Consider the following 16,630-nt stretch of genomic DNA (forward strand, 5'->3'; position numbering starts at 1 on the left):
GGAATAAGCCCAAATGAATCAGAGCGAAGATACAAATTAAGCTACAAAACTGTGGCCAATTTTACTTGACCACTTCAGAGCTTTTAAGCAACATACTTTTGGTTTTTTGCCCGCCCACTTTAACGTGACCGTTGTTGCCCAATTTAAAATCTAAAAAATATTGCCCAAATTTAGAAAAGCTATCGTCAACTCCACCGCTCTCATTACCTGCTGGCAAAATATTACCTGCGGCTGAACCCGTAGAATTAATATCCATCACGGTGTAAGTCGATACACCCACACTCACTAAATCGTTTATATAACCCGATGTGTAATTGAGCTCTATACCTTGAGCAAAAGTTGAATCGTCACTTGCGTCGTTATCGTAGTCACGGTCAAAATAAATTGATCTAAGTTTTATATTAAATTCATCTTGTTCTGTCAGCCCATTAACAGCGGCATACGAAGGAATAGAAATACATATTAATACTGCGCCTGTTGCCGCAAGTAATTTAGATACTCGGTGAGCCATAGTTATCTCCGTTACCTTGTTTTGTTTAAGTTTTAACTGTGCAGTGCATAGCAGCGTGTATTTTTTCGACCTACACGGTAAACATGTCATAAGGTAATTACATTTTAAGTAATCACGTTTTCTTTCACGCTACTAAAATATAGAACAATATAAGTTTTTAATGTTTTAATTTTCATATTATAAAATATTAAGTGTTTGTTTTGTTTCGGATGAATTATAAAAGTAAGGTGAGCATCGTCTCTTGCTCGCTCGTACCTATACCGATAGTTCCCTTTAAAAGCGTCATAATATTGGTTAAATTTTACTTTATTTAAACTTACCAAAGTAAAGTTATAAGCAAAAACTAAAAGCTATCCGTTGTTTTTTGGGCACCTAATATTCACTAAAAAATCGATAAATATAAAAATCAGCACCTTTAGCTAATACTTTTGTTGCTCGCTATAAAGTAGCAAAGAACATAAAAATTATTATATTTATATGCATGTTCGTCTTATCTTGGTGAGTAAAATCAACTTTTTATATTACATCTACTCTAAACCTTTATAAAATATATATATTCTAATTAATAACAAAGTTGTATCCTGAATAATAAGTGCTATATTTATTTCGATGATAAAACAGATATACTGTCAGTATATTAACAATAAAGGATGAGTTAATGTTTTCAGGACGACCGGTTAGTAAAAGGTTATTAATCTCGGTGCTTACTCATGCTATTTTTTTCATCAGTGGTATTGTATTAACTTACTTTGCCCACGCTGCACATCAAGATGCTGTTAATAACAAAATAAATGAAGCCCTCAACAACCGCCTTTCTTCACTCTCAACAGGCGTTACTAGCAGATTCGACTTATATAAATATGGGCTATACGGTTTAAAAGGATTTATACACGGCATTGGCGTTAATAATTTAAGCTACCAAACAATTTCAAATTACTCTAACAGTCGCAATTACGCCCAAGAATTCTCTGGAGCAAATGGTATTGGCTTTATAAGAAAAGTGAATGCCGAAAACTTAGCTCAATTCTTAAAAACTGCAAAATCCGATCGACCTAACCAAATATTTAAACTAAATAAACTAGCAAACGAAAGTGATGAGCACTTTATTATTCAGTATATATTTCCTGAGCAAAGTAATTCACGGGCTCTAGGACTCGATATTGCATCGGAAAGTACACGTAAAAAAGCAGCATTAAATTCTGCAATTAATAACCAAGTTCAATTATCGGCGCCTATTACGTTAATCCAAGCGGATAACAAATCGCAACAAGGCTTTTTAATTTTACTACCAGTTTATAAAAATATTATTATTCCAACTGATAAAATCCAGCGTTTAGAGCAATTAATTGGATGGACTTACTCCCCTTTATTAATAAACAATATTTTAGATTCTCTTTCCCAAGCTGATGAAAATAAGCTAGTCATTAGCGACATAGGTAACAACGTTAAAACTGACTTTTTTAGCTACGGCATTAAAAGCAACTCGGCTGATTATCAGTTAAATAAAGTAATTAAAGTGATGGGAAGAACATGGGAAATCACACTTAGTGCTTCAGACACATTTATTGAATCACTACACTTACCGAGTAAATATCAAGCTATTGTCAATGGTGTTTTTTATACCCTTATTTGTATGTTTATAACTTTAATAATTCAGCTGTTTTTTTACCGTAGAGCACAAAGAACACAGCGAAGAATTATCAAAGCTAAACAAAATAAGCATATGCTGCAGCAAACAAATTTAAAATTAGAAAAAGAAGTAAAATTACGTACTAAAGAAATTGCCGATATAAGTATGCTTCAACAAAGTATTTTAAACAGTGCCAGTTACTCTATTATTGCGACCGACATAAATGGCTTAATTACTTTGTTTAATCCCGCCTCTGAAAAGTTATTAGGCTATAAAGCGCAAGACGTTATTGGAATTGAAAATCCGGGTATTTTTCATTTAAAAGAAGAAATTATAAAAAAAGCTAAACAGCTTAGTGCAGAGTTAAATGAACCTGTTTTCCCTGGTTTTGAAGTGTTTATCTTAAAAGCAACGGCTACAGAGCCTGATATCAATCAGTGGACATACATTTCTTCTACAGGCGAGCACATACAAGTTAATATAAGTGTCACCTCTTTATTAAATAACGAAAATGAAATAGTTGGCTATTTGGGTGTAGCATACGATTTGACCGAACAAATTAATCACGAACAAGCTCTCGGACATGCTAAAGAGTTAGCTGAACAGGCATCACAGGCTAAATCTGAATTTTTAGCAAATATGAGTCACGAAATACGCACACCTATGAATGGCATACTAGGCACATTACAGTTACTGCAAGAGCAGCCATTGAATGAAAAATCAAAAGAGTATTTAAAAAAATCACTTTATTCGACCCGCTCACTCACCACTATTATTAATGATATCCTCGATTTTTCTAAAATTGAAGCTGGGAAGCTTTCATTAGAATATAAATCATTCGACCTTTTTGAACTTATTCACCACTTAGAGTCTGATCTTGGCCTGCAAGCCAGTGATAAAAATATATATCTTAAATTTATAATTAATATTGAGCATAAGTACTGGGTGGGCGACCCCGTTAGACTCAGACAGATATTTTTAAACCTAATATCTAATGCGATTAAGTTTACGTCGCAAGGTGGCGTTACAGTAACGTTTAGGCTAACCGACGAAAACAAAATATGTTGTTGTATATCAGACACCGGAATTGGAATTTCTGAGCAGGCTATAGAGCGATTGTTTGAGCGCTTTGAACAAGCAGAGCAATCAACTACGCGTGAATATGGCGGTACAGGTCTTGGCTTACCTATTACTAAATCATTAATAGGTTTAATGAGTGGCGAAATTAAAGTAACAAGCCAATTAGATTCAGGTAGTCAGTTTTATGTGTACTTACCATTAAAACAAGCACAGATTGATGAAAGCACATTAATAACAAAAAATGTTGAGCTTCCTGACCTATCTGGAAAAACTATTTTATTAGCTGAAGATAATAAAATAAATCAGCTTGTTGCCTCTGCGATGCTTGAGCCTACAAAAGCCACCATTATTATTGCTAACAATGGTTTAGAAGCAATCTCATTATACGAGTCACACAAGCCAGACATTATTTTTATGGACATTCAAATGCCTAAAATGGATGGTCTTCAGGCATGTAAAAAAATTAAGGCGCTTAATAGCGAACAAATTGTTATCGCATTAACCGCTAATGTTTTTACAGAGCAAAAAGAAATATACAGGCAGTTATTTGATGGTTACGTTTCTAAGCCAATTGAAAAACATGAACTTGTCGGCATGTTATCAACACTCTATTTAGTTAATAGTTAGTCATTGCGAAGGCATTAAAAAACCCAGTTACTAATACCTTTCGATATTAGTAACTGGGTTCTAAGAATAATGGTGGGAGAGGGATTCACGATAACAGAATAAGACATTGATTTTAATAAAAATATAATAAGTGAAAAACAAAAGGTATACTAATAGGTATACTATAAGCTATATCATAGCTAAAATTTGAAAAGCTTCTTTGAAAAGCTTCATTATCTTTTTAAACTTAATGCAGACGCTGGGCCAGTCTTCGCCCTACTCGCCCCAAGCATCCAATAGCTTCGTAACTTTATCATCTATCGCAGATAACTTATCTTTTATGGATTTATTATCCATCTGTTCGTCTGAACTAATCCTTTCAAATATTCCAGCCTTTGAAGGAGTTGAAGCCTGCAGTGCTGTATTCTTAGAAATCACTTTAGGATTCTTCTTTGCGAAAACTATTAGCTTTTCAATATATTTAGATTGGGATATTTCATCCGCGTCACTTAACTTCTTTAGGTTATCACGCGCTGATTTAGACACTTCTAACTGAAGTTTACACACTTTATTAGATGCATTTTTTAAGCCTCTCTCATGACTTTTCCAAGCCTTATGCAGTCTCTGCAACTCAATTTTCTGAGTATCCTGATTAGCACTGCACTTTTTAACTTCATACCTAATAAAACCATTTAATGTCGCATCTTCAGATTTAAAATATTCTGCATAGCTTGAAAATCGATAAGCTAGCCAGTGACGCAAATCCTGATTACCTTCCTCAACCCACTTCAAAATATTCTTACTATCAATCCAATTAACCATGAGTTTCCCTGCTCTATTTATGTCGCTTTAATACTAATTAAGCTAGACCATAATTTAAAGTATTTTAATTATCAATTATTTTATAAAAATACAATCCTAATTGAGAAACTAATCCCCCACTAAATAAGGAGAAAATTAAGAAACTAGTTTAGGAGTAAAAAAAACACTTAACTAGACGTAAGCAAGCAACTAAACAAAAGCTAATTGAGATGTAGATAATGAATGATTAATTAAATAACATTAAAACACCCTGTTATATTGTTATTTAATTTAATGCAATCTACTATTGATTATGAGCTCAATATAAGGATATAACTAGATGAATAAGATTTTCACTTTAAAGACCAATTTATCTCCACATACAAAGTGGATGTTAATTCGCTTAATTATAGGGAGAATAGTTGGAGACGAAGTATCTAAAAATGACTTGATAAAATTAGGGTGCCCACACAATAAATTAAAAAAAGTAATAGAAGAACTACAAGAAATTAATGCAATCTCAAAACTCGAATCTAAACATTTTATGCGTGGACGACCTGCTGACTCGTACATTTTTGTCTACGATAAATATACAGAAATGAATAAATCATTACCGATCGAAAAGCTTCTAAAAGTAGAGGGTAAAAGTTTTAGAGTGCCTGTGAAAATAGTATGGTGCTTCTTCGTACTTAACCAGGATGAGTTTGGGCACGTTGAAAACTTTTCATTGCCTACCATAGCTAATGCTTGCGGGATAAAACAAATAGAGGTGAAAACAGCTGTTACTAAGCTGATAGTACACAATCTAATTACGCAATTAACAAGAGGATGTACTTTCAGGAAAAATGAGGTATTTACTTATGAGGAAAATCGACTTATCACAAAGAGGCCATCCGCATACGGTTTATCAATACCTAATTCCGATAGGGTAGATGGATTAAAAGCAACTGCATTAAAAGCAACTGCATTAAACTTTAACTTATTATTAAGCTCAGAAGAGGTTAAATTTGGGGATTATGTAAGTAGTATTTGCAATACGTTACCAAGCAACCTAGACAATCGGTACAAAGTGCTTCTTGGTGTTTACCTAAATAGCCTTTTTTCAGATCATTCATTTAAGTTAGTTAAATCATATTTAGCTGATCAACCCAAGAATTCTATTGATAACTTTCTGAGCTCCTTGGCTCTACTTACTGTAAAGTGCATAAAAAAAATTCTTAGTTATAAAAACCAAAAACAGCACCTATCTATATTTGATGTTAGCAATTCATTATTTGGAACAACAGATATCTTTCACATGAATTCGAATTTATATCATCTAAGTAGTGTTATCACTTCTTTTATAAATGTTTATGTAAATTGCTTATTGTTTATTACATATGCTTACTTTAAAGAATCAACTCCCTTTCGAGTTAAAGCCTACAGAAACTACATATCTGAAATCGGTGATATGAAATCTGAGGTTTTTGTCTCGAAAAGGCGCCTTTTTTTGTATCTGGATATAAACAATCTTACTCCTAAAGTAAGAATAGTATTTAGTTCAAAAATATAGATATCATAGCTCTCAATTTAGATTAAACGAGTAGTAACTTCAGAGCAGAAATAATTAAACGCAAAGCTCGTATGTGAAGTGCTCGAATAAATAGCCCATTGATACTTGCCTACTTTTTCCAAAACTAATTTCGGTTTGGTAGTATTTATAGTGATCTTAATTCCTTAGATATTATTCAATTACTAAATATTAAAAAACTACAACTCTTACAACTGATATGAACTAATACATATCAGGGAAAAGAGAATGAACAACCCAACACAATACTTAGTAACAACAAACCCTACTTATAAACAATTTAAAACTCTAGCTAGGGATAATCAGCCTTTAGTTATTCCCTACTTAGATGCTATTGAGAAAGTCATGCTTGCTGCATGTGCTGAACATAAAAGAACGTTTGCTGTGAGAATTGATTTAAGGCTACCTACACATTCAAATACGATTAATTTAGATAGCAACAAAGTGTGTACTCGGTTTTTTGCCTCTCTTGAATCGCAGATTAAAGCAGATACAAAACGTAAAGCTCGTGAGGGTAAAGCGCCACATCCATGCAATATTAGGTATATTTGGGCTAGGGAGCAGAATACTGCTCACCACCAGCATTATCATTGTGTGCTTTTATTCAATAAGGACCGGTATCACTGTACGGGTAAAATAAATGGAGAGAGTGATAACCTGTTTACTAGAATAGTTAAGGCCTGGGCGAGCGCGTTAAGTTTACCCTTGAGTGAGACAATGCAATTAGTCCATTTACCTCAAAATGCACATTACTATCTTGATGCTAATAGCTCTAATTTCACTCAACAATTTCATACTCTTTATTATCGAGTAAGTTACTTTGCTAAGCTTAATACGAAACAATATGGTTTAGGTCAGCGGTGTTTTGGTTATAGTCAGAGGTAATATTTTAATTAAAACCTGTGCTTCTCATAATTCGTTTTAACGAGGTTTTGAGACTTTCAACTAGCTAAATAAGCTTAAGCCCTTAAATAACAAGGGCTGGCAAGTTCCCAAAATAGCATTACGAGAAGCGCTATTTACACTACAAAAGCAAAAAAAGAACGCACTGCTAAATGCGTTCTTTGTTTACTTCTAATCAAATAAACTCGCTAATCCAGCTAGCAAGCCACTAGCAACAGCCAGTGGCACCGTAACAGGTGCAGATGCCACACCTAACCCAACTACTATCGCACCAGATACAGTAGCGCCTGCTACAGCACCAGAGCTTACAGCAATGGCTGTTCGACTGAGTGACGGCTCACAGCTACCGGTTATTTGCTTAGATACTTCATTTCCTACTACACCGCATGCAACGGCTTTTTCTAACGACATAACAAACTTACTCCTATTATATGTAATAAATTTATAGCTCTAACTCTTCAAAGTCTTTATCAATTTCCTCCTGGGTTATTCCAATGTAACGCAGTGTTGTTGCCTCAGAGCTATGGCGAAGCATTTTCATTACACGGGCGATATCTTGGGTTTTATGATAGAGGTGGTAACCTCGTGTTTTACGCATTGAGTGAGTACCTAGCTTTAAATTAAGCTCTTCACCCACTAACGCAAATGCTCTTGTAACAGCCCTGCGTGACAAGGGACGTGGTACTGAACTCTTAGATTGTTGATTACGATACGATTGAAATAAGTAAACATGATTGGGGTGAGTGATACGTACTTCGTGGATAAACGCTAATGCTTTCTGATTAAGCTTAATCTCTGCTAGCTTTCCTGTTTTGCTCTCAAATATGATTAACCTGTCATTGTGAATATCAGTAAACTTAACCGACAACAAATCAGATATACGCAACGCTAAGTTCAAACCTATATTCCAAATATGGCTCATCTGTTTAGAACACCGCTTTTCGAGCAAGTAACTAATTAACTTAACTATATCAAGATCCTTAATCGCTTGTACTTCAGCCATCGCCAACTCCTTACTCAGTTGTAATAGTGACCTGGTAGCACCCCGTGTTGTAATACTCAACAAAGTTAGTCACAAACAAGGTTAAAAGCTCCTTTCCCTCTCGTTCACTCAACCAGCCCACCAGCATGTGATATACCCGTTTAATCACAAAACACACATCAATCTCCTTTACTAATTCAGAGTCTAACCGGCCCTGGTATGCAAAATCAGTAACGTATATAAGCTCCCAACCAATACCCCGTTTTTCTAGCCTTACCTCGACTGGATGAAAGCCACCGGTTTTAGCGCTGTAATCTTTATCACGGAAATTAATAGTTAGCGCCTTAGCACATCCTACCGACCCCCCTGCTTTAGCAACTGCATTAACGATCACACCAAAAAATGATTCTGGTACGTTTAAACCTATTACTTGCTCTATTTTAACAGCCACACCCTACACTCCTTTAAATTAAGCCATGCTCAGCAAATGAATAACTGGTTTCACCAATGATGATGTGATCGACTATAGAAACGTCAATTAGGTTAAGTGCTTGTTGTAATTTGGTAGTAATAAGCTTGTCGGCCTGTGATGGCGTGCTTACTCCTGAAGGATGGTTATGAGCCAAAATAACAGAAGCGGCATTGAGCGCTAATACTTCTTTAACGACTTCTCGAGGATAAACACTTGCTGCGTTAATAGTGCCCCTAAATAACTCTTTGTATTCAAGTATGCGATTTTGGCTATCTAAAAACAGCACAGCAAATACCTCATGCTCAATCAGCGCCAACTTATGCCTCAAAAACTCTTCACTGTCTTTAGGGCATGTTAAAGCCCCATGCCTAAATTGCTTCTGAGCGATTATGTAAGCCGCAGCTTCAAGTATTTGTTCATCACTTACTGGGTGATCAAATTCATATAATGACTTTTTACTTTGCATTGTTAAGTCCTCTTAATAGTTTATGCAAAGTAGTGATGTATATGTTTAACGCTTTTGTTTCGTTTCAGTAAAAAATAACTACCCCCGGAAAGGATATGTACTACTAACCTAACCGGAGAAACCCCATGCGTTTAATCAAATTAAAAGAAGTTTTACATATCACAGGCTTAAGCCGCTCTACTGTTTATCGCTTTATGGGCGATGGTGGATTTCCAATGAAAGTTGAGCTAGGTGGTAACTCTGTAGCCTGGGTAGAAAGTGAAGTTGAAGAATGGATAAGTGAAAAAATTGGGAAAAGGGATGCCTCTTAAATCACTGCTGTAGATTTCATAATGATTTACCAGTAACTTAGCCTTATAAAAAGGACTTATATGGCTGAACATAGTGAATAAAACTGATAAACGTGCTGAGAAATATAGACAACTTACTAAAGCAATTGAAGGTAGATTTGAGCTTATCGACTATGTGAGCGATAGATTAATATCAAATGACCGGGTTATTTTAAAATGCCCAACTCATGGTGATGGCTCAAAGTTTGGCAATAGGTGGGTTCCGCTCGCCTCTTCTATAATAAATGGCTATGGCTGCCCAAAGTGCGCTGGCAAGTACATATATACTCCTAATGAATGGATAAAGCTTATCGAAGAGAAAGGATTCAAGTTTAAAAGCTTCATTGGAGAATTTAAAGGCTCGTCAACTAAACTCAATCTAATTTGTAAAATTCATGGGGAAGGTCAACTTTATGCAAATAAATGGGAACCTACTGCAGTTAATATTATTCGCAATAGAGGCTGTCCAAAATGTAAGGGCACTTATAAACGAACCATTGATGAGTGGATAGAATTAGTTAACGATACAAAATACGAATTTATTTGCTTAAAGTCAGATTTTAAAGGTAAAAACACCAGGATAGCTGTCAGTTGCTCAGAGCACGGACCAAGTGATGAATTTGAAACACCTTGGGTTCCCCGATTCGAAGATATTGCCAGAGGGAACGGCTGTCCTAAATGCGCTAATTTGTATAATTTTTCGCTAGATGAGTATAAAAATCAAATAGAAAAAAAGACAAATTATAAAGTGCTATTATTTGACGATAAGCAAAAATCTAAACATACAAAAGTAGTTCTATTGTGCCCTGATCATGGTTATGGACATTTCTTTAGAAACCCTTGGACACCATCAATCAACAACATACTAAGAGGTGGTCGATGCCCTAAATGCACAAATTCATATGTTTACACTATAGATGAAATAATTGATCGCATTAATGAGATAGGTAAAGACAAGTTCAAGCTTCTTGGCCCTGTTACAAACTTCGAAAGAGGTGTAAAAAGTCGAATATTATTACAGTGTTTAAAAGATGAAGCGTTTACATGGGAAACTAACCCTGACTGTATTTTTTCTGGAACAGCTTGCCCACATTGTGCTGAAAGTGGCTTTAACCGTTCTAAACCTGCTTACTTTTACCTACAAGAACTTTACAGCAAAAATAAACTTATTGCTTTAAAGCTAGGTATTACAAATAGAGAGCCGGTTGCAAGAATGCAGCAACAATCTAAACAAACTTTACTAAAGCATATACTTATTAATTTTATTTATCATGATGACGGAAATTTAATCTACCAATTCGAGAGTAAGCTTATAAAAAAATTTAAATCATTGAATAAACTACCAGTTTTGAGTAGAGATATTATGCCAGACGGTTACTCTGAAACAGTTTGCTTGAGCTTAAGGAGCAGTATAATTAAAGAAATGAAGGTTATTAGTGACCTAGAAATTTAAAGTCGTGTTAAAAGCATATCTATTATTAACCGGGCATTAACTCATTTTGATTGCATCTTTAACTTTGCCTGATATAGTTATTACAAAATAATAACTTAATATATTTATGACTAATACCGCATTGGATGCACTCACACATGCGCAGAGGGAACGCCTAGCGTTCATAGACTTTAATCTGCAGTATTTTGGCCAGGTAGCAAGAGCTGATTTAATTCAGCGCTTTAAAACTGGCTTAGCTGCGTGTACCCGCGATTTAGCATCCTATAAAGAACTTGCACCTCAAAATCTAGTATTAAGTCACACAACTAAAAGCTACCACCGGCTAGAAAGCTTTAAACCTCTGTTCGAACATAACGCTGAGAGTATTCTCAGCGCTTTATGCCGTGGTTTTGGCGATGGCTTATCAAGTAATATTCAGCCAAGTAGCTACTGCCAAGATGCAACGCGTTTAATACACCCAAATAGTGAAATAATCGCCACTATAATGCGTGCTATTACGTCTAAACTCGCTTTAGAATGCCAATATACATCATTAACTTCAGGCACTACTTCAAAGGTATTAGTGCCCCACTCTATTGTAAATAATGGTACTCGCTGGCATGTACGCGCTTTTGATAGATCAAACCAAGAATTCAGAGATTTTGTTACTACACGTATTGAATGTCCAAAAATACTGCAGCCACTAACTAAACCTGAAGAATCAGCAGATAAAGACACCCAATGGCACACCATTTACGATATAATTTTAACCCCGCATCCAAAGCTAAAGTATCCAAAAGCAATTGAGCTCGATTACGCTATGGACAACGGGCAAATAAAATTAGAAGTAAGAGCAGCTCTACTAGGCTATTTACTTAGACAATGGAACGTAGACTGTACCGAACAAGGCACATTAAACTGTAATATTTACCAGCTGCATTTAAGCAATAAATCACAACTTAATCTTAAAGATATTGAGATAGCTCCAGGCTATCAGGAATGAACATGGTTGAAGAAAACACACTTAGCCAAATAGGCTTTAAATTTGGCAAAAATGGCGCACACTCAGCTAGAAGCATGATGATTGAAGACCTTAAATCACTACTTTTTTCTCGCGATAAAAGTGCAACAAAAAAAGATTACGAAGACGACATCATCAATTTTAATATATTGCATAAGCCAACCGAAAAATCACGTGCATTAACCTTTAGGCACCTTGTCGATTTATACGGTATATCAATGGATATTCCTTTATTCAATGTTTTCCGCCAATGGTGGGAGCTATCAGAAGATGCCCAACCTATATTAGCTTTGCAGCTTGCCGTTGCTCGTGATCCTATTTTGAGAAATTCTGCTAGTGTAATTTTACCACTTCAATTGGGTGAACATTTACCTCGTGAAACAGTAGAACAACATTTGGCAAAAGATGATCCAGAACGCTTTAGTGCCGCCTCACTTAAGTCATTTGCACAAAACATTAACGGTACATGGACTCAGGCAAATTACCTCGAAGGTAAAACAAAGAAATACCGTTCGCAGCCTAAAGCTACTTATGTAAATATCGCATATGCATTATTTTTAGCCCATTGCCATGGCTTATCTGGCCAACGACTTTTTGACAGCTTTTGGTGCAAGATGTTATCGCAAGATAAAGAGCATTTATATGAGCTGGCGCATAGAGCTTCATTAAGAGGTTTAATTAATTTTAAACAGATTAGTGAAGTGATAGAAGTTACCTTTCCCAATATAGAGCTACCAAAAGCGGTTCAACCAAAGGAGCAAAGTTAAATGTCAGACCGATTATCAAAATTACTGCAAAGCTTTGAAAGTCATATCAGCATACCTTGGCCTAACGCAGTCTCGCCTGATGAACGTACAATTTTTGTCGTTTATAACAAAGAAGATGAATTAAAGCTCCGCGCTAGGATTGTTGAATTTGAAGCCAGTGCAACACAGAGTAATCACCCATGGTTACAACTCGATATTACTAACAGCTTTGAAAACTGGATGGCTGAGCAAGACTATAAAGAAACCTATTTCGAAGATCCAGAATACTTAGTGGGATTGTACGAAGACTTTATTGAAGAACTAATTATTAAATTAAAGTCAGAATTTACTGAAAAGCAAAATGAAAATACAGTCGTAGCTTTACTTGGCTGTGGTACTTTATTTGGGTTTGCGTCTGTATCTGGCTTAGTAGAGCAAATAGCAAAAGAAGTAAAAGGTCGACTAATCGTCTTCTTCCCTGGTGAATATCAAAATAATAATTTTAAACTTTTAGATGCCCGAGATGGGTGGGGTTATCACGCCACAGCCATCACAGCAATGTCATAAGGATAAGTGAATGTTAAATCGCGAAGTATATTTAAACGACCCTACAATACGTAGCCTTGCAAATGAAGGCGTTGCAACTGTTAAGGATGACCTTTCTAAATTAGAACTCGATATTTTAGAATATGAGTTACGAACATTCGTGTGCGATGGTGCTTATGCCGCAGGTTTAAAAAAAATACTAAAATCATATAACACAAGCGTAGAAAAAAATGGAAAGCAGGCTGGTGTGTGGATAAGTGGTTTTTTTGGTTCGGGGAAATCACATTTAGCTAAAATGATCCGTGCTTTATGGACTAATCAAAAACTAAATGATGGTAGCTATGCCCGTAGCTTAGTTGATTTACCTAGTGATATTTCAGAACTATTTGAGATACTTTCTAAACTTGGAGGCCAATATAATGGTTTACATGCAGCATCAGGTACGCTGGGCTCTGGAGCAGGCAAGAGAGTTAGATTATCATTTTTAAGTATTATTTTTAAATCTGTAGGGCTACCAGAACAATACCATTTGGCTAAATTTGTCATGTGGCTAAAAGCAGAAGGTATATTAGACAACGTAAAAACTTACATCAGCCAAAACTCTAAACAAAAGGAAGGCCGCAACTCTTGGGAATATGAGCTAAAAAACCTTCATGTTTCACCTCTTATTGGTAATGCCTTACTAAGCTCTCTCCCTGGTTATGCCAGTGATGCCAAAGAAGTAAGAGATATGATACGTTCGCAATATCAAGTCGTTACGGATATTAGTAACGAAGAAATGGTTACTGCGATTATGGATGCCCTTGCCATTGATGGTGATCTGCCATTAACACTTGTCGTTCTCGATGAAGTACAACAATATATTGGCGACAGTATTGAAACAGCAATGGACGTTCAAGAATTAGTTGAAACCTGTGGTGATGATGGCCGCTTAAACTCCAAGTTATTATTTATTGGCACAGGACAAAGTGCGTTATCTGGTACTGAAAACTTGCATCGATTGATGGGACGTTTTCAAGTTAACGTTCAATTAGAAGATACGGACGTAGATTCGGTTATACGTAAGGTAATTCTTCAAAAGAAAGAAACAGCCCGCCCACAAATCCAAACAGTTATTGATAACGAATTAGGTGAAATTTCACGCCATTTACGTGGCAGTATTATTGAGCACAATAAAGAAGATGAAAAATGGATGGTTGCCGATTACCCATTACTACCTGTGCGACGCCGCTTTTGGGAGCGAGTACTTCCAGCACTTGATAAAACAGGCACAGGCTCACAGTTACGTAACCAATTACGCGTAGTTCACGAAGCAACAAAAGTAACCGCAGAGTACCCTCTTGGTTATGTTGTGCCAGCAGACTACATATATGATCAAATTGCCACCAAATTACTTAATAGCGGTGTAATAGGTAAAGATATTTACGAAACTATCAGCCGCTTAAAAGGGGGCGATAACGACCAAAAATTACAAGCACGTATTCTTGCGCTTATACTACTTATAAGCAAACTACCTAACGATATAGAATATGGCATAGCAGCAACTGCTGATGCCCTATCTGATTTATTACTTGAAAACCTGCTAGAAGGCAAACACGAACTTCGAGCTAAAGTACCTAAACTACTAGCTCAACTGGTTGACGATGGTTTGGTAATGCCAATGCAAACAAATGCGGGGGAAGAATACCGCTTGCAAACAGTTGAAAGCCAGCAATGGTACGATATGTATCGTCAGCAAGAAAACGAGTTAAAAAGCAATCCACAACGTCTAGAAGTATTTCGCTCCCAAGAAATTCAACAATATGTGCGTAAACAAGTAGCACAAGCGAGAATAATTCAAGGTGACGTTGCTGAACCGCGAACTATTAACTTAGAGTTTGGTACTGAGTTACCAAGTGATGCCGATAAAAAGCTATATGCATGGGCCCCAGAAGTATCTGAAAAGCAATTTAACGATCTCGCCAGAGGTGCAAACCCTGATACAGCTACTATTTATATATATGTTCCAACCACTCAACGTGACGAACTTCGTAAAGCCATTGTTGAATTAAAAGCGGCAGAAACCACCATTGATGTGCGCGGCACAGCTAAAACCGATGCAGGTAAAGAAGCCTACGCAGCAATGGAATATCGTTTTAAAGAAGCTGACCGCACTAAAAAAGCGATATTAAAAGATATATTTAGCCAAATCCAAGTACAGCTTGCTGGTGGTCAAGACGTTGAAGGCGAGTCTTTAGCCGAGCAACTTCAAAATGCAGGTGAGCTCGCGTGCCAACGTTTATATAGTAAGTTTAAAATGGCTGACAACAAAGGCTGGGCTAAAGTATTTAACCGTGCTAGTACCCAAGCCGATGCAAATGCGCTTGAAGCTATTGAACATAACGATGATGCTGACAAACACCCTGTTTGCGCAGAAGTAAAACGCTTTATTGGTGTAATGAAAACGGGCCGTGAAATTATCGACAACTTTAAAGATGCACCTTACGGTTGGGGTAAAGACACCATTGAAGGTGCACTATTTGCAATGTTAGCTGCAGGTGTTTTAAAAGCCTCCGACGGCCAAGAAAAAGCGGTCGATGCAAAAAACCTTGATAGGTCATCGGTTACGCAAACTAAATTTCGCCCTGAAAGTGTTACGCTTTCTAAAGTACAAATAATTAAAGTCCGTGGCTTAATCAACGCCCTATTACCTGAAGGGCAAAATTGCAGCACCGGCGAAGAGCAAAGTAAATTACCGCAGGCGATAGCAAACGCTAAGCAAGTTGCACGTAGTGCAGGTGGTGAAGCCCCACTACCATTAGCACCAAGTACAAGTGTGCTTACCAATCTAGAAATGTATTCAGGTAACGATCAGCTACAACAAGCTTTTGATGCCAAAGACGACATTCAAACTCAGTTCACGCAGTGGCAAGCGCAAGCTGATTTAGTTAAAACAAGAATGAACCAATGGCATGAGCTCACTACAGCCATAAGTTGCTGTAAAGGCTTTGCAATTCATACAACCCTAACACAGCAAGTAGACTCAATTGTAGAAAACCGCAGCTTACTGGCTGAACCAAGCCCTATAACTCCCCTTTTACAACAAGCAGAGTCAGCCCTGCGCGACGCCATAACTGCCAAACTGTCTGAGTACGAAGACGAGTTTAATGCCTGCCACCGAGACTTAAACGATGATAGTAATTGGCTAAAGCTTGATGAGGCTAAAAAGCACGAGTTGCTAGCAAACCGAAGCCTCTCGAGTATACCAAGTGTGGATTTATCGTCAGCTGCTGCTATTTACGATGCCCTTGAAACAACAAGCTTCGAGCAGTGGAATGATCGCATATCCGCTTTACCAGGCCGCTTTGATGCAGCCCTTAAAGACGCTATCAGCGAACTTGCCCCTAAAGTAAAGCATATACGCTTAAATAAGCCGATGCTCGAATCAGAAGACGATCTTAAAGCTTGGCTAACAGCAGTTGAAACACAACTTCGTTCAGAGCTAGCCAATGGCCCTGTGGTACCTAGCTAATAAGCTTGCTAAAGGAATAAATAG

15 protein-coding genes are annotated in these 16,630 nt (G+C 36.7%); 9 read left to right on the plus strand and 6 right to left on the minus strand.

Features of this window, described 5'->3' with window-relative positions; all coding sequences use genetic code 11:
- Window positions 1-61: 61 nt before the first annotated feature.
- The gene (locus tag AAEY68_RS18235; protein ID WP_350586633.1) at window positions 62-511 is read right to left on the minus strand and encodes an OprD family outer membrane porin; all 450 of its coding nucleotides are present in this window, start codon (window positions 509-511) and stop codon (window positions 62-64) included.
- Window positions 512-1,169: 658 nt separating this feature from the next.
- Between AAEY68_RS18235 and AAEY68_RS18240 the strand changes: the two genes are divergently transcribed.
- A complete protein-coding gene (locus tag AAEY68_RS18240) occupies window positions 1,170-3,848 on the plus strand; it encodes a CHASE domain-containing protein (RefSeq protein WP_024594356.1) in 2,679 nt (892 codons plus the stop codon).
- A 255-nt stretch (window positions 3,849-4,103) separates the two neighbouring features.
- Here the strand turns inward: AAEY68_RS18240 and AAEY68_RS18245 are convergent, their stop codons facing one another.
- Window positions 4,104-4,649 carry a hypothetical protein gene (locus AAEY68_RS18245; RefSeq protein ID WP_350586634.1) on the minus strand — a complete coding sequence of 182 codons (546 nt, stop codon included), beginning with the start codon at window positions 4,647-4,649 and terminating at the stop codon, window positions 4,104-4,106.
- Between the two features lie 319 nt (window positions 4,650-4,968).
- Between AAEY68_RS18245 and AAEY68_RS18250 the strand changes: the two genes are divergently transcribed.
- A complete protein-coding gene (locus AAEY68_RS18250; protein ID WP_350586635.1) occupies window positions 4,969-6,180 on the plus strand; it encodes a hypothetical protein in 1,212 nt (403 codons plus the stop codon).
- Window positions 6,181-6,426: 246 nt separating this feature from the next.
- A complete protein-coding gene (locus AAEY68_RS18255; protein ID WP_350586636.1) occupies window positions 6,427-7,083 on the plus strand; it encodes an inovirus Gp2 family protein in 657 nt (218 codons plus the stop codon).
- Window positions 7,084-7,272: 189 nt separating this feature from the next.
- Here the strand turns inward: AAEY68_RS18255 and AAEY68_RS18260 are convergent, their stop codons facing one another.
- The 4 genes from AAEY68_RS18260 to radC are packed head-to-tail and all read right to left on the minus strand — an operon-like array spanning window position 7,273 to window position 9,021.
- Window positions 7,273-7,512, minus strand: coding sequence for a hypothetical protein (locus AAEY68_RS18260; RefSeq protein WP_182752853.1), 240 nt, complete (start codon window positions 7,510-7,512; stop codon window positions 7,273-7,275).
- A 31-nt stretch (window positions 7,513-7,543) separates the two neighbouring features.
- Window positions 7,544-8,104: a tyrosine-type recombinase/integrase gene (locus AAEY68_RS18265; RefSeq protein WP_350586638.1), complete on the minus strand. Its 561-nt coding sequence runs from the start codon at window positions 8,102-8,104 to the stop codon at window positions 7,544-7,546.
- Between the two features lie 10 nt (window positions 8,105-8,114).
- Entirely contained in the window at window positions 8,115-8,534 is a 420-nt protein-coding gene (locus AAEY68_RS18270; protein ID WP_350586639.1) for a DUF2787 family protein, read from the minus strand.
- A 13-nt stretch (window positions 8,535-8,547) separates the two neighbouring features.
- The gene (gene radC / locus AAEY68_RS18275; protein ID WP_350586640.1) at window positions 8,548-9,021 is read right to left on the minus strand and encodes a RadC family protein; all 474 of its coding nucleotides are present in this window, start codon (window positions 9,019-9,021) and stop codon (window positions 8,548-8,550) included.
- Between the two features lie 125 nt (window positions 9,022-9,146).
- Between radC and AAEY68_RS18280 the strand changes: the two genes are divergently transcribed.
- The 6 genes from AAEY68_RS18280 to brxC all read left to right on the plus strand — a co-directional run bounded on the left by AAEY68_RS18280 (window position 9,147) and on the right by brxC (window position 16,606).
- Window positions 9,147-9,332: an AlpA family transcriptional regulator gene (locus tag AAEY68_RS18280; protein ID WP_350586641.1), complete on the plus strand. Its 186-nt coding sequence runs from the start codon at window positions 9,147-9,149 to the stop codon at window positions 9,330-9,332.
- Between the two features lie 73 nt (window positions 9,333-9,405).
- Window positions 9,406-10,803: a hypothetical protein gene (locus tag AAEY68_RS18285; protein ID WP_350586642.1), complete on the plus strand. Its 1,398-nt coding sequence runs from the start codon at window positions 9,406-9,408 to the stop codon at window positions 10,801-10,803.
- A gap of 106 nt (window positions 10,804-10,909) precedes the next feature.
- The gene (locus AAEY68_RS18290) at window positions 10,910-11,785 is read left to right on the plus strand and encodes a WYL domain-containing protein (RefSeq protein ID WP_350586643.1); all 876 of its coding nucleotides are present in this window, start codon (window positions 10,910-10,912) and stop codon (window positions 11,783-11,785) included.
- Window positions 11,786-11,787: 2 nt separating this feature from the next.
- Window positions 11,788-12,570: a hypothetical protein gene (locus AAEY68_RS18295; RefSeq protein ID WP_350586644.1), complete on the plus strand. Its 783-nt coding sequence runs from the start codon at window positions 11,788-11,790 to the stop codon at window positions 12,568-12,570.
- Window positions 12,571-13,116, plus strand: coding sequence for a BREX protein BrxB domain-containing protein (locus tag AAEY68_RS18300; RefSeq protein ID WP_350586645.1), 546 nt, complete (start codon window positions 12,571-12,573; stop codon window positions 13,114-13,116).
- Between the two features lie 10 nt (window positions 13,117-13,126).
- Complete coding sequence (brxC, locus tag AAEY68_RS18305; protein ID WP_350586646.1) at window positions 13,127-16,606, plus strand: BREX system P-loop protein BrxC; 3,480 nt, start codon at window positions 13,127-13,129, stop codon at window positions 16,604-16,606.
- Window positions 16,607-16,630: the final 24 nt, after the last annotated feature.

It is taken from the genome of Pseudoalteromonas sp. RB2-MNA-CIBAN-0110 (assembly GCF_040309305.1).
Lineage (GTDB): Bacteria > Pseudomonadota > Gammaproteobacteria > Enterobacterales > Alteromonadaceae > Pseudoalteromonas > Pseudoalteromonas arctica.